Origin of the sequence: Pseudomonas sp. Sample_9 (assembly GCF_004307535.1) — a bacterium.
Classification (GTDB): Bacteria; Pseudomonadota; Gammaproteobacteria; order Pseudomonadales; family Pseudomonadaceae; genus Aquipseudomonas; species Aquipseudomonas mercuritolerans.
This window is the reverse complement of record NZ_RAZO01000014.1, coordinates 1-15,218: the sequence shown is the minus strand read 5'-3', so window position 1 is coordinate 15,218 and position 15,218 is coordinate 1. Positions and strand designations below refer to the sequence as shown.

Genomic DNA, 15,218 nt, shown 5'->3' with positions numbered 1-15,218 from the left:
GAGAAGCGCGACATGCTGGTCAACTTCACCGACGAACTGTTCGAGAGCGGCCATCAGGTGTTTGCTGAGTTGAAAACCCTGGCGCCACTGCTCGAGCGTGCGCAGTACGGCATCGAATTCCGCTGCAAACGCACGATCCGTCAGGCCATGACGCTCATGCAGCGGATCGCCGACAGCACCGGCATCACTCGCCTCGGGCATTTTTTCATCCTGATGGAATTGCTCGCGGCCAGTGATGACTTCCAGTTGTTGTCCGGTGCGACCACGCCGCAACTGGCCGACGAACACAATATCGACCGCACCAACCGCGCGGTCGATTACATCTTCAGCCATTACGCCCGGGACATTTCACTGGAGGAAGTGGCCGAGCATCTGGGCATGACGCCGACTTACTTCAGCCGAGTGTTCAAACAGGCGACCGGGCGCAACTTCATCGAGTTCGTCAACCGCCTGCGCATCAGCAAATCCTGCGAGTTGCTGGCCGATGGCGACAAACCGGTGACCGAGGTGTGCTTCGAGTCGGGCTTCAACAATATTTCCAACTTCAATCGACGCTTTCAGCAACTCAAGGGCATGACGCCGTCGCACTATCGACGGCTGGCGGTGCAGCGGCTGACTGAACAGAACCATCTCTGACCACACTATCCCTGTGGGAGCGAGCCTGCTCGCGAAAGCGGTCTGTCAGTCAAGAACCCTGTGACAGGGATATCGTCTTCGCGAGCAGGCTCGCTCCCACAAAAAACCGTGCCCCGGCTGGCGAAATCTGTACGCATTCGCGAACGATCCTTCGCGCAAGAGCCCTTCCCTGCGTTCCTCCACTCAAACCCCAGTGCAAAAAAGTATCAACAAAAGTGCTAGGGATGATTTGTCAGCCCTTCGATTGAGGGCTGTAATCAGCGCAGATTCTTCCTGCATTCGGAAGACACAAAAACAATAACTGTCCTTCTGCCCCGTCGGGTGTCAGAAAAGGAGTGCACGATGCAACCCACTGCAAAAGCTCTGCTCGCTCTCACCTGCATGACCCTCAGCAGCGTCAGCCTTGGCGCCCAGACCCTGACCATCGCCACCGTCAACAACAGCGACATGATCCGCATGCAGAAACTCTCGAAAACCTTCGAGAGCGAGCATCCGGACATCAAGCTCAATTGGGTGGTGCTGGAAGAAAACGTCCTGCGTCAGCGCCTGACCACCGACATCGCCACTCAGGGCGGCCAGTTCGACGTATTGACCATCGGCATGTACGAAGCCGCACTCTGGGGCGGCAAGGGTTGGCTGGAGCCGATGAAGGATCTGCCGGCCAGTTACGCCCTCGACGACGTCTTCCCGTCGGTGCGCGAAGGCCTGTCGGTGAAGGGTTCGCTGTATGCGCTGCCGTTCTACGCAGAGAGTTCGATCACCTATTACCGCACCGACCTGTTCAAGGCAGCCGGGCTGACCATGCCGGAGCGGCCGACCTGGGAAGAGATCGCCGGGTTTGCGGAAAAACTCACCCAGAAAGACAAAGAGCAATACGGCATCTGCCTGCGCGGCAAGGCCGGTTGGGGCGAGAACATGGCGCTGGTGACCACGGTTGCCAACGCTTACGGCGCGCGCTGGTTCGATGAGCAATGGAAACCGGAATTCAGCGGCCCGGAATGGAAAAATGCGCTGAATTTCTACGTCAACACCATGAAGAAATCCGGCCCGCCGGGCGCGTCGAGCAACGGGTTCAATGAAAACCTGGCCCTGTTCAACAGCGGCAAATGCGCGATCTGGGTCGACGCCAGCGTCGCCGGCTCGTTCGTCACCGACAAGACCCAGAGCAAGGTCGCCGATAGCGTCGGTTTCACCTTCGCTCCGCATCAGGTCACGGATAAAGGCTCGGCGTGGCTGTATTCGTGGGCGCTGGCGATTCCGACCAGCTCCAAGGCCAAGGACGCAGCAAAAACCTTCAGCGCCTGGGCCACGTCCAAAGAGTACGGCGAACTGGTTGCCAAGACCGATGGCATCGCCAACGTGCCGCCGGGCACCCGCGCTTCGACCTACAGCGATGCGTACATGAGCGCAGCGCCGTTTGCCAAGGTGACGCTGGAATCGCTGAAAGCCGCTGACCCGAGCAAACCGACGCTGAAACCGGTGCCGTACATTGGCATTCAACTGGTGACCATCCCTGAATTCCAGGCGGTGGGCACCCAAGTCGGCAAGCTGTTCTCGGCGGCACTGATCGGCCAGACCACGGTGGATCAGGCGCTGGCGGCGGCGCAGCAGACTACGGAACGCGAGATGAAGCGCGCGGGTTATCCCAAGTAAGCGCTGAACGACTTGCTCCTGCCTCTTGTGGGAGCGAGCCTGCTCGCGAAGGCGTCGTGTCAGCCAGTACACATGACACTGATCCGGCGCTTTCGCGAGCAGGCTCGCTCCCACATGGGGATCTCCATAGGTCTGTATGACTCGGTTGTGAATGCCATGAATACTTCAACTGCCAAAGCCCACATCGACCTGTCGCCACCCCAGCGCAAGCTGCGGGTGCGCAATCCCGGCTGGTTTCTGGTCAGCCCTTCGGTGGCGCTGTTGCTGCTGTGGATGATCGTGCCGCTGGGCATGACCCTGTACTTTTCGATGATCCGCTACAACCTGCTCTACCCCGGCGAAAATGAATTCGTCGGGCTTGAGAACTTCACCTACTTCCTCACCGACTCGGGTTTCATGCCCGGCGCGACCAATACGTTGTTGCTCGTTGGCAGCGTGCTGCTTATCAGCGTGGTCTTCGGTGTGTTGATCAGCGCGTTGCTGGAGGCCAGCGAATTCCTCGGTCGCGGCCTGGTGCGGGTGATGCTGATTTCGCCGTTCTTCATCATGCCCACCGTCGGTGCGCTGATCTGGAAGAACCTGATCTTCCACCCGGTCTCGGGAATCCTCGCCTACATCTGGAAGCTGTTCGGCGCGCAACCGGTGGACTGGCTGGCGCACTACCCGCTGCTGTCGATCATCATCATCGTTTCGTGGCAATGGCTGCCCTTCGCGATCCTGATTCTGATGACCGCCATGCAATCGCTGGATCAGGAACAGAAAGAAGCCGCACGCCTGGACGGTGCCGGCCCGATCGCGATCTTCTGGCACCTGACCCTGCCGCATCTGGCGCGGCCGATTGCCGTGGTGGTGATGATTGAAACGATCTTCCTGCTCTCGGTGTTCGCCGAAATCTTCACCACCACCAACGGCGGCCCCGGCTACGCCTCGACCAACCTCGCCTACCTGATCTACAACCAGGCGCTGGTGCAGTTCGACGTCGGCATGGCTTCGGCGGGCGGTCTGATTGCCGTGGTCATCGCCAACATCGCCGCGATCATTCTGGTGCGGATGATCGGCAAAAACCTGACTGACAAAGCGTGAGGCCTGCCATGACCCTCCAACAATCCCGCCGCCTGCAAAGCCTGCTGCTCGGCACCCTGGCCTGGGCCATCGCGATCGTGATTTTCTTCCCGATCTTCTGGATGGTGATGACCAGTTTCAAGAGCGAAATCGACGCCTTCGCCACACCGCCGCAGTTCATCTTCACGCCAACGCTGGAGAACTACCTGCACATCAACGAGCGCAGCGATTACTTCAGTTTCGCCTGGAACTCGGTGGTGATCTCGTTCAGCGCCACGGCCCTGTGCCTGTTGACCGCGGTGCCTGCGGCGTACTCGATGGCGTTCTACGAAACCCAGCGCACCAAAGGCACGCTGCTGTGGATGCTCTCGACCAAGATGCTGCCGCCGGTGGGCGTGCTGATGCCGATCTACCTGCTGGCCAAGAGTTTCGGCCTGCTCGACACGCGCATCGCGCTGATCGTGATCTACACGCTGATCAACCTGCCGATCGTGGTCTGGATGGTTTACACCTACTTCAAGGACATCCCCAAAGACATCCTCGAAGCCGCCCGCCTCGACGGTGCGACGCTGTGGCAGGAAATGGTCCGCGTGCTGCTGCCGATCGCCAAGGGCGGCCTCGCCTCGACCGTGCTGCTGTCGCTGATCCTGTGCTGGAACGAGGCGTTCTGGTCGCTGAACCTGACCTCTTCGAATGCCGCACCACTGACCGCGTTGATCGCCTCGTATTCAAGCCCCGAAGGGTTGTTCTGGGCCAAGTTGTCGGCGGTCTCGACCCTGGCCTGTGCGCCGATTCTGATCTTTGGCTGGATCAGCCAGAAGCAACTGGTGCGCGGCCTGTCGTTTGGTGCCGTGAAATGAAGCCTCTCAATCTAATGCGATTCACTGTGGGAGCGAGCTTGCTCGCGAAAGCGGAGCGTCATCCAACAATGATGGTGACTGACACGGCCCCTTCGCGAGCAAGCTCGCTCCCACAAAAGAGCTTATCCAGCTCAATCGAATAACAACAATGCGGAGGCCCATCTCATGGCCAACCTGAAAATCAAGAATCTGCAAAAAGGCTTCGAAGGCTTTTCCATCATCAAGGGCATTGACCTGGAAGTGAACGACAAGGAATTCGTGGTCTTCGTCGGCCCGTCGGGCTGCGGCAAATCCACCCTGCTGCGCTTGATCGCCGGGCTGGAAGAGGTCAGCGGCGGCACCATCGAACTCGATGGCCGCGACATCACTGAAGTCAGCCCGGCCAAGCGCGATCTGGCGATGGTGTTCCAGACCTACGCGCTGTACCCGCACATGACCGTGAAAAAGAACATGTCGTTCGCCCTCGATCTGGCCGGCGTGCCGAAAGCCGAGGTCGAGCGCAAGGTTGGCGAAGCGGCGCGCATTCTCGAGCTCGGACCGATGCTCGAGCGCAAGCCGAAACAGCTCTCCGGCGGTCAGCGCCAGCGCGTGGCGATCGGCCGCGCCATCGTGCGCAACCCGAAGATTTTCCTTTTCGATGAGCCGCTGTCCAACCTCGACGCGGCGTTGCGCGTGCAGATGCGTCTGGAGCTGCTGCGCCTGCACAAGGACCTGCAAGCAACGATGATCTACGTGACCCACGATCAGGTCGAAGCGATGACCATGGCCGACAAAGTCGTGGTGCTCAATGGCGGCAGAATCGAGCAGGTCGGCTCGCCGCTGGACCTCTATCACAACCCGGCCAACCTGTTTGTCGCAGGCTTTCTCGGCACGCCGAAAATGGGTTTTCTCAAAGGCAAGATTGCCCGCATCGACGGCGCCAGCTGCGAAGTTTCGCTGGACGCCGGCACGCGTATCACCCTGCCGTTCAACGCCGCCAACCTCAGCGTCGGTAGCGCGGTGACGTTGGGCATTCGTCCCGAACATCTAGAGCTGGCGCAACCCGGCGACTGCACGTTGCAAGTGACGGCCGACGTCAGCGAACGTCTTGGCAGCGACACCTTCTGCCACGTCACCACCAGCGCCGGTGAAGCCCTGACCATGCGCGTGCGCGGCGACCTGGCCAGCCGTTATGGCGAGCAATTGAGCCTGCGTCTGGACCCGACTCACTGCCACCTGTTCGACGCCGAAGGTGTGGCGCTGACCCGCCCACTGCGCGCTGCCGCCTGATTTCGAGACTATCCGATGAAACTCAACCAACAGAACCTCAACCGCCTCGCCGCCGAAGTGCAACTGCCGGGCTACGACCTCGGCGACACACGCCAGGGCATTGCTCACATCGGCGTCGGCGGTTTTCACCGTGCCCATCAGGTGTATTACACCGATGCCTTGATGAACACTGGCCAAGCGCTGGACTGGGCAATCTGCGGCGTCGGCCTGCGCCCGGAAGATCGCCGCGCCCGCGATGATCTGCGCGAGCAGGATTACCTGTTCACCCTGTTCGAACTGGGTGACAGCGATGACACCGAAGTGCGCGTCATCGGCGCGATCCGCGACATGCTGCTGGCCGAAGATGGCGCGCAAACGCTGATCGACAAACTCGCCGAACCGCAGATCCGCATCGTTTCGCTGACTATCACCGAGGGCGGCTACTGCATCGACGACAGTAACGGCGAATTCATGGCGCATCTGCCGCAGATTCAACACGACCTCGCCCATCCCGAAACGCCGGGCACCGTGTTCGGCTTCCTTTGCGCCGCGTTGGCCAAACGCCGTGCGGCGGGCGTTCCGGCATTCACTGTGATGTCCTGCGATAACCTGCCGCACAACGGCGCGGTCGCGCGCAAGACGCTGCTGGCGTTCGCCGCGCTGCGTGATCCGCAATTGCGCGACTGGATCGACCAGAACGTCAGCTTCCCCAACGCCATGGTCGACCGCATCACGCCGATGACCAGCACCGCACATCGCCTGCAACTGGCCGACAAACACGGCGTCGACGATGCCTGGCCGGTGGTCTGCGAACCGTTTGTGCAGTGGGTGCTGGAAGACAAATTCGTCAAAGGCCGCCCGGCGTGGGAAAAGGTCGGCGTGCAGTTCACCGACGATGTGTCGCCGTACGAAGAGATGAAAATCAAACTGCTCAACGGCAGTCACCTGGCGCTGACGTATCTGGGCTTTCTCAAGGGCTATCGCTTCGTCCACGAGACCATGAACGATCCGCTGTTCGTGCGGTACATGCGCGCTTATATGGATCTGGATGTCACGCCGCAGTTGGCGCCGGTGCCGGGCATTGATCTGAGCGAATACAAGGACACGCTGGTGGCACGCTTCTCCAATCAGGCGATTGCCGATCAGCTGGAGCGCGTGTGTTCGGATGGCTCATCGAAGTTTCCCAAGTTCACCGTGCCGACGATCAATCGGCTGATCGCCGATGGCCGCGAGACCAAACGCGCCGCACTGGTAGTCGCGGCGTGGGCGCTGTATTTGAAGGGCATGGATGAGAATGGCGATACGTATTCGATTCCGGACCCGCGAGCGGCTTTCTGTCAGCGATTGGTGGCGGACGATGAGTTGATCACCGAGCGCCTGTTGGGCGTGGAAGAAATTTTCGGCACGGCGATACCGAAGTCGGCGGAGTTTGTTGCGGCATTCGAGTGGTGCTGCCAGAGTCTGCGCGAGGTTGGGGTTTCGCGAACTCTGGGACGAGTTCTAGCCTGATCCTGCGGCGATGCGACTGACGTCTTCGCGAGCAGGCTCGCTCCCACAAGTGATGTTGGAACACTGACCTGTGGGAGCGAGCCTGCTCGCGAATAGCCGCCATACTCGGAAACACCCTGACATCCTGAGGACCTCATTGTGACCAGCCAACAACTCTTCCTGGGTATCGACTGCGGCACCCAAGGCACCAAAGCGATTATCCTCGATGCCGACAGCGGCCAGGTGCTCGGTCTGGGCGCGGCGCCGCACACGATGATCAGCGGCGCCAACGGCCGCCGCGAACAAGACGTTCAACAGTGGCTCGACGCGTTCGTCAGCGCCACCCGCCAGGCCTTGCAAGTGGCCAATGTCGACGGCCAGGCGATCCTCGGTGTCGGCGTCTCCGGCCAGCAACACGGCCTGGTCCTGCTCGATGAGCAAGGCGCAGTGCTGCGCCCGGCCAAGCTCTGGTGCGATACCGAAACCACGCCGGAAAACGAGCTCTTGCTCGCGCAACTGGGCGGCGAGGAAGGCTCGCTGGAACGCCTCGGCGTGGTCATCGCGCCGGGCTACACGGTGTCGAAACTGCTGTGGACCAAAGAGCAGCATCCTGACGTTTTCTCACGCATCGCGCGCATTCTGTTGCCCCACGACTACCTCAACTACTGGCTCACCGGCCGCGCCTGCAGCGAATACGGCGACGCCTCCGGCACTGGTTACTTCAACGTGCGCACGCGGCAGTGGGATGTGCAGATCCTGCGCGACATCGACGCCAGCGGCCGTTTGCAAGCCGCGCTGCCGGAGCTGATCGACGCGCACGCCGCCGTCCGCACTCTCCTCCCGGCAATCGCCGAGCAACTCGGCATCAACCCCAACGCCGTGGTCTCGAGCGGCGGTGGCGACAACATGATGGGCGCCATTGGTACCGGCAATATCCAGCCCGGCGCGATCACCATGAGCCTCGGTTCGTCCGGCACGGTCTACGCCTATTCGGAGGAGCCAAACGTCAGCGCCGATGCCTCGGTCGCCACGTTCTGTTCCTCCAGCGGCGGCTGGCTGCCGTTGATCTGCACCATGAATCTGACCAACGCGACCGGGGCGATTCGCGAGCTGTTCAAGCTCGATCTGCCGACCTTCAACGAACTGGTCGCGCAATCGCCGATCGGTGCCGAGGGCGTGAGCATGTTGCCGTTTCTCAACGGCGAACGCGTCCCCGCCCTGCCCCACGCCACCGGCAGCCTGCATGGGCTGACCATGGACAACCTGACCCAAGCCAATCTGTGCCGCGCCGCCGTCGAAGGCACCACCTTCGGTTTGCGCTACGGGCTGGATTTGCTCCGCCAGAATGGTTTACAAAGCCTGCGCATCTGCCTGATCGGCGGCGGTTCGAAGAGTCCGGTGTGGCGGCAGATCGTCGCCGATATCATGAACGCCCCGGTGATCTGCACCGAGCAAAGCGAAGCCGCGGCGCTGGGTGCAGCGATTCAAGCAGCGTGGTGCGCGTCACGCTCGAACGGTGACGATGTCTCCCTGGCCGAGCTGTGCGAGCGCTGCGTGAAACTCGACGCGGGCAGCGAAACCCTGCCGATCGCCGCCAATGTCGCGGCGTTCCAGCAGGCCTACGAACGCTATCAACAGCATGTCGCAACCCTATAACGAGCAAACAACTATGTACCTGGTGTGTGGCGAAGCCCTGTTTGATTTCTTCAGCGAAAACGATGCCAGCGGGCTGGCCTCGAAAGTCAATTTCAAGGCGATTGCCGGCGGCTCGCCGTTCAACGTCGCCGTCGGTCTGCGCCGCTTGGGCGTGGACTCGGCGCTATTCGGTGGGCTGTCCACCGACTACCTCGGCCGCCGTTTGCAGCAAGTGCTGCAGGACGAAGGTGTGCGCCCGGACTATCTGGTGGATTTCGCCGCGCCGACCACTCTGGCAATGGTCGCGGTAGGCGCCAATGGCTCGCCGCATTACAGCTTCCGTGGCGAAGGCTGCGCCGACCGGCAACTGAGCGAGGCACATCTGCCGACGCTCGGCGACGAGGTGCGCGGCCTGCACATCGGCTCGTTTTCGCTGGTAGTACAGCCGATCGGCGACACCTTGCTTAAGCTGGTTCAGCGTGAAAGCGGCAAACGCCTGATCAGCCTCGACCCCAACGTGCGCCTCAATCCCGAGCCGAACATCGAGCTATGGCGCGAGCGCATCGCCACGCTGGTGCGCCTGGCCGATCTGATCAAAGTCAGCGACGAGGATCTGAGCCTGCTGTATCCCGAACAGAATCCGCAGCATGTGATTGAAGGCTGGCTCGAACATCGCTGCCAGATCGTCTTCCTGACTCGCGGCGGCGACGGCGCGACCGTGTTCAGTCGCGCCCATGGCTCGTGGTCGGTCCCGGCCAACCCGGTGAAAATTGCCGATACGGTAGGCGCTGGCGACACCTTCCAGGCCGCGCTGATCACCTGGCTGACCGAACATTCGCTGGACTCCGTCGAAGGCGTGCAGCAGCTCAGTCGAGAGCAAATCGACGGCATGCTCAGGTTCGCCGTGCAAGCCGCCGCGCTGACCTGCAGCAAAACCGGTCCGGATCTGCCCTATCGTCATCAATTGAGCTGAGCGCGTAGACTGTCGGCCTTTTTGCGCACGACGGAAAACAGCTCTTGAATCACAGGCACATCCTCGCCCTCCTGACCCTGGCCACTCTGCTGAGCGGTTGCGGCACCTCGCCGCCCCGCTCACCGGAAGACATCTGCGCAATCTTCCGCGAGAAAAGCGACTGGTACGACGCTGCGCAAGTCACCCAGAAACGCTGGGGCGTGCCGATCCAGGTGCCCTTCGCGATCATGTATCAGGAATCCGGCTATCGCTACGACGCCAAGACGCCACGCAAATACCTGCTCTGGGTAATTCCGTGGGGCCGCGTCTCCACCGCGTCCGGCTACGCGCAAGCCAAGGACGAAGTCTGGGCCGACTACCAGAAAAGCACCGGTCGCAACTGGGCCGACCGCGAAGACTTCGACGACGCCATCGACTTCGTCGGCTGGTACATGGACAAGACCACCTCGATCAACGGCGTGTACAAATACGACGCCTATAACCAATACCTGAACTACCACGAAGGCTGGGGCGGCTTCCGCAACAAGACCTACGCCAGCAAAGCCTGGCTACCGCCGACCGCGCGCAAAGTGCAGAACCGTTCGGATCTGTATGCGCAGCAATATGCCGGCTGCAAGGAAGACCTCAATCGCGGGTTCTGGAGCCGGTTCTGGCATTGGTTGTAGAAGCCCTTCGCGAGCAGGCTCGCTCCCACAGGACCTTAGTGAACGCCGATTTTGTCTACACCCGAGAAACCTGTGGGAGCGGGCTTGCCCGCGATGGCAATCTCCCAAACACCATCAACGTCTATGAAAGGCCCGATTTCACTGGCCCAAACCGCCCTCCTAAGGGTTTTCCCTATGGCATCAAGGCCCCACACCTACGCCATTTGCGCCTTGAATGAGGCCGTCTAATCCTGCAACATCCATCACCTGCTTATTCAACGGACGGAATTCAAGGCATGCTGGACGCCAATGCAACCCACATCACCCTCTCGATCGAAGACGCCAACGCCGACCTGCAAGTCCTCAGCTTCACCGGTCGCGAAGCCCTCAACGAACCGTTCCGTTTCGACCTCGAACTGGTCAGCGCCCGCCCCGACCTGAAGCTCGAAGAGCTGCTGCACAAGCGCGCCTGCCTGACGTTCGGCGCCACCGGCGAAGGCAAGATTCACGGTCAGGTCTATCGCATCGAGCAGGGCGACTCCGGCAAGACCCTGACCCGCTACAGCATCAGCCTGATGCCGCAACTGGCCTATCTGCAGCACAACCATGATCAGCAGATCTTCCAGCAACTGACGGTGCCGAAAATCATCGCCCAGGTGCTGGAAGATCGCGGCATTCTCTCTGACGCCTACAGCTTCCAGCTCGGCGCCGAGTACCCGGAGCGTGAGTATTGCGTGCAATACGATGAGTCCGACCTGCACTTCATCCAGCGTCTGTGCGAAGAGGAAGGCATTCACTTTCACTTCCAGCACAGCAGCAGCGGCCACAAACTGGTGTTCGGCGACGATCAGACGGTGTTCCGCAAACTGAAGCCGGTCAGCTACCAGCAGGACTCCGGCATGGCTGCGGAGAAACCGGTGATCAAGCGCTTCAACCTGCGCCTGGAAACCCGTACCACCCGCGTCAGCCGTCGCGACTACGATTTCGAAAAACCCAAGCTGCTGCCCGAAGGCGCGGTCAAATCCGAATTCGCCCCCGACCTGGAAGACTACGATTACCCCGGCCGCTTCACCACCCGCGAGCGCGGCAAGTTCCTCTCGACCCGCGCCCTCGAACGCCATCGCAGCGACTACAAACTCGCCGAAGGCAAAGGTGATGAACCGACGCTGACCAGCGGCCATTTCCTCACGCTCGCCGAACACCCGCGCGCCGAGTGGAACGACCTCTGGCTGCTGCTGGAAGTCTTCCACGAAGGCAAACAACCGCAAGTGCTCGGCGAAAACGTCACCAGCGACGTCACCGACAACAAAAGCGATTTCCATCAGGGCTACCGCAACAGCTTCCTCGCCACCCCGTGGGACGCGCACTACCGCCCTGCCCTCGAACACCCGAAACCGAAAGTCCTCGGCAGCCAGACCGCCGTCGTCACCGGCCCTGCCGGTGAAGAAATCCACTGCGACCAGTACGGCCGCATCAAAGTGCAATTCCACTGGGACCGCGACGGCCAGTCCGACGACAAAACCACCTGCTGGATGCGCGTCGCCAGCGGCTGGGCAGGCAGCGCCTACGGCGGCATCGCCATCCCGCGCATCGGCATGGAAGTCCTCGTCACCTTCCTCGAAGGCGACCCCGACCAGCCCCTCGTCACCGGCTGCCTGTACCACAAGGAAAACGTCGTCCCCTACGACCTGCCCGCCAACAAGACCCGCAGCACCTTCAAAACCCTCAGCTCCCCGGGCGGCAAGGGCTACAACGAATTCCGCATCGAAGACAAGACAGGCGCCGAACAGATCTACATCCACGCCCAGCGCGACTGGGACGAAAACATCGAACACGACCAGAAAATCCGCGTCGGCAACGAACGGCATGACACTGTTGAAGCGAATGTGTTGAGCGAGTTCAAGGTTGAAGAGCATCGGATCACTCATCTGGACCGGATCAGCGAAATGCGCGCGGATGATCACCTGACAGTGGGTGTGACGCAGCATGTGAAGGTGGGGACGGGGCAGTTTGTTGAGGCCGGGACGGAGATTCACTATCACGCGGGTGACAAGGTGGTGATTGAGGGCGGCATGGAGCTCACGGCCAAGGCTGGCGGGAGTTTTGTGAAGGTTGATGCCGGTGGTGTCACGATTAGCGGCGCTGAGGTGAAGGTGAATACCGGTGGTGCGCCGGGGGTGGGGACTGGGATCGGGATTCTGGCGCCGTTGATTCCAGGGCTCGCGGCGGTGGACGCCGCCGGCAGACTGATGGATACAGCCAAAGCCAATCCGACGTGGCTTGAACTGAATTTGCATTACGACAACCTTGAGCCTGTCCCTGGTGCCTCTTATCGCGTTGAGTTTGCAGACGGTTCAACTCGCGAAGGTGTGCTGGACGATGACGGTTTTGCCCGCCTTGAGGACGTCCCGAAAGGCCCGGCCAAGGTTTATTACGGCGAGGACCCGCGGCCGTTCACCCGTGAAAGCGTAGCGGTCGTGCAGAACTCGGATGAAAAGGTTAACGAAGACCTGCGCAAACTCGGGCTCGACCCGAATCAGGTCGATTTACAGGCACTAGTAGAGAAAGCCGCAGGGAGGCTGACATGAGCGAGGCAGTAGCTGAAAGCGCAAACGACGGTGGCGAAGACCGTAGCGCCGCCTATCAAGAGGCTGCAGTCGAACTGGCGAAAGGTATCGCGCTGGGCGCAGTGCCATTTCTGGGACAAGCCATCGACGCCTACGACACCATCGAATCCTCCATCGTCCTCTACAACGCAGAGTCGACCGATGGAAAGGAAAATGCGCAATTCGACCTGCTGATGGCCGTCATCGGCTGGATCCCCGGTCCCGGCGACGGCCTGAAAAAGAGCCTGCGAATCGTCAACAAAGACCCACAACGGTACGCCCCGGTGTTGTTCGACCTGCTGCGCTTCGTTCTGCAAGAGTGCGGCATCAAAACCAGCCCGGAAGAACTGCTCAAGCAGATATTCGACGCCGGCAAGCTGCGCGCCGAACTCGACGAAATCATCACCGGCGTAAAAGGCTCTTCGACTTTTCAAAGCCTGCCCAACTGGGCAAAGACCTCAGTCGTCACCGTCCTTGCCGCCTCCCGCGACAACATGCCGGCCATGGTCGGAATTGTTGAAAAGCGCTTGGTCAAATGGAAAGGCATGCAGCGCAACAGCTCTGCTGCCTCCTCCGGTTCAAGCCATCCGAAAAGAGCGGAAAAGCCTGCGAACAAAGATGCCGCCGTTGCAACCAAAGGCACAGACGGTGCCAGTGGCACTCACTCCAATCAGGTCGAAGCCTCCAAAGTTGGTCTTCAGGCTCCTTCCAGCATTTTGAACGAGGGCTTGGGTGTCAGCGGCGAGCACATCGCCGATTACATCTTTGCCGTGGAGTTTGGCTGGGGCAAGGACTGGGATGGGCACGACAAGGGCGCTGACGGTAAGTGGCTTGAGGGAGTGCCAAGCGCAAGCAAGTTGGGGAAACTTTCGGCGGGCGGCAGTCCCAAGGCCAAACATGTGTTGTACAAGCTCACGGACGGTGCTAACGGCACCGGGATAGACGCGGTTTGGCGGGCTAATCCCGCAAACAATGGCGGCGAAAAGTTCGCCATTGTAGAGGCAAAGGCAAGCCGTGATGAAGATGCACCGAAGTTCATGCGGAAACTGAATAATACGAGAAAGCCGGGGGTCGCATCGAAGTTAGGCGTTTCTGGGCTCTCGGAACCGAGTGAACTCATAGAACCTGCCGAAAACGCCGAACCCACAGCCATCGCAGCAACCAAGAGAAAAATCAACAAAGGCAAGAAACAAACTCACGCCCAAAAAAGTGAAAAACCCACAACTAAAAAAACGAAAAGAATACTCGTGCAGATGAGTGACGAATGGATTGAGGAAAATCTGGAGAAAGCGGTATCGGGATATTCGCTACAACTGCAAATAGCTGGCTCATATAGTCGCCATTTGTTTTACACCCCTCTCTACCACATCAGCTCCAGCCCTAAGGAACACGCTAGCGCTCGCCTTAACAATACAAACGAATCGACTCATGAAAACCATAAAGCGTTCCACTATTCGGAAGCTGAAGTGAAGAGCTTTGTCAATAAACGTAAAAAATCACTAACAAAGAAATATGGCGCAATAGATTCGCTTAAGCTAGAGGTGTAAAAAATGACTAAAAGACAAAAATTCTTTAGCGAAGCTCATTATAAAAACTTTTTACGAGAGCACGACGAAGCAACTGAGCTTCTGAAAACCACTATATTCAAATCCGACACTCCAGAAGGCGAACAAACAATCCGCGCGAGATTTATTCAGCGTTTGGCACTCCGAAAGTTGACCGCGACTTATACGGCGGGAGAAGAGATTCAGTCTTTGATTCCCCTCCTTGAAAATTTAGTTGAGAAGTATGAGCTTAGGCAGGCCACGCTAGCGAAATCTGAAAACCTACCCGAAATATCACCGTTAGCCATTGATGATTGGGCGCATGAATATGAAGAATGCGTGCAAGTTATTAGTCTTTGTATTTTGCTTCATCGCACAGACCTCCTTAAACGATTCGTAAGACTGCTCGACAATGCGGGATATGCCGGTGACGACACATTATATGAAGACTTGCTCTGCAAAATCCTGCCTGACCGAACAGATGTAGATCAGTGGTATCACGAGGTTTATTCTCCTCTAATTCAAGCGATTTATGCAGATACAGGAGAACAAGCTTCGGACCTTCTCAAGAAATTCTGTAGTCAATGGTATCCAGCTTTCAAACAGGCCCCTTGGCATGACACCCACCTTCAGGGAGAGGAAGGAAACTATGTTGGATACTGGGCTTTCGAAGCTGGAGCTGTTGCTTTTCTATACGGTATCAACGACAGCAAAATAAATCACATGGTTTATCCAAAGGATCTAGTTGAATACGCCCGCAACTATCAACCCACCAATAATTCTCAGGTCTCGCGAATCGACGGCGGCCAACCCAGCAGTAGAACTGGTTACTGGTTCACTCCTGCGAAATCTGACTCAAGACAACATTT

The 15,218-nt window shown here is 59.2% G+C and carries 12 protein-coding genes; all 12 read left to right on the top strand.

Annotated features, from left to right (window positions below):
* On the top strand, positions 1-636 hold a 636-nt coding region (locus D6877_RS01040; RefSeq protein ID WP_130909578.1), incomplete at its 5' end, for an AraC family transcriptional regulator.
* A 342-nt stretch (positions 637-978) separates the two neighbouring features.
* A complete protein-coding gene (locus tag D6877_RS01035) occupies positions 979-2,289 on the top strand; it encodes a sugar ABC transporter substrate-binding protein (protein ID WP_073476160.1) in 1,311 nt (436 codons plus the stop codon).
* Between the two features lie 156 nt (positions 2,290-2,445).
* Entirely contained in the window at positions 2,446-3,372 is a 927-nt protein-coding gene (locus D6877_RS01025; RefSeq protein WP_041480415.1) for a sugar ABC transporter permease, read from the top strand.
* Positions 3,373-3,380: 8 nt separating this feature from the next.
* On the top strand, positions 3,381-4,211 hold the full coding sequence (locus D6877_RS01020) for a carbohydrate ABC transporter permease (protein ID WP_130909576.1): 831 nt from the start codon (positions 3,381-3,383) through the stop codon (positions 4,209-4,211).
* Between the two features lie 165 nt (positions 4,212-4,376).
* Positions 4,377-5,480: a sn-glycerol-3-phosphate ABC transporter ATP-binding protein UgpC gene (ugpC, locus tag D6877_RS01010; RefSeq protein WP_073476158.1), complete on the top strand. Its 1,104-nt coding sequence runs from the start codon at positions 4,377-4,379 to the stop codon at positions 5,478-5,480.
* Positions 5,481-5,495: 15 nt separating this feature from the next.
* Entirely contained in the window at positions 5,496-6,968 is a 1,473-nt protein-coding gene (locus D6877_RS01005; RefSeq protein ID WP_130909575.1) for a mannitol dehydrogenase family protein, read from the top strand.
* A gap of 138 nt (positions 6,969-7,106) precedes the next feature.
* The gene (gene xylB / locus D6877_RS01000) at positions 7,107-8,603 is read left to right on the top strand and encodes a xylulokinase (protein ID WP_130909574.1); all 1,497 of its coding nucleotides are present in this window, start codon (positions 7,107-7,109) and stop codon (positions 8,601-8,603) included.
* 13 nt (positions 8,604-8,616) lie between these two features.
* Positions 8,617-9,555: a carbohydrate kinase gene (locus D6877_RS00995; protein ID WP_130909580.1), complete on the top strand. Its 939-nt coding sequence runs from the start codon at positions 8,617-8,619 to the stop codon at positions 9,553-9,555.
* A gap of 44 nt (positions 9,556-9,599) precedes the next feature.
* The gene (locus D6877_RS00990; RefSeq protein WP_016774877.1) at positions 9,600-10,220 is read left to right on the top strand and encodes a hypothetical protein; all 621 of its coding nucleotides are present in this window, start codon (positions 9,600-9,602) and stop codon (positions 10,218-10,220) included.
* Between the two features lie 275 nt (positions 10,221-10,495).
* A complete protein-coding gene (locus D6877_RS00985; protein ID WP_130909573.1) occupies positions 10,496-12,787 on the top strand; it encodes a type VI secretion system tip protein VgrG in 2,292 nt (763 codons plus the stop codon).
* Entirely contained in the window at positions 12,784-14,352 is a 1,569-nt protein-coding gene (locus D6877_RS00980; RefSeq protein ID WP_178083611.1) for a hypothetical protein, read from the top strand. The genes D6877_RS00985 and D6877_RS00980 overlap by 4 nt, the downstream gene beginning before the upstream one ends.
* A gap of 3 nt (positions 14,353-14,355) precedes the next feature.
* On the top strand, positions 14,356-15,218 hold an 863-nt coding region (locus D6877_RS00975; protein WP_130909572.1), incomplete at its 3' end, for a PoNe immunity protein domain-containing protein.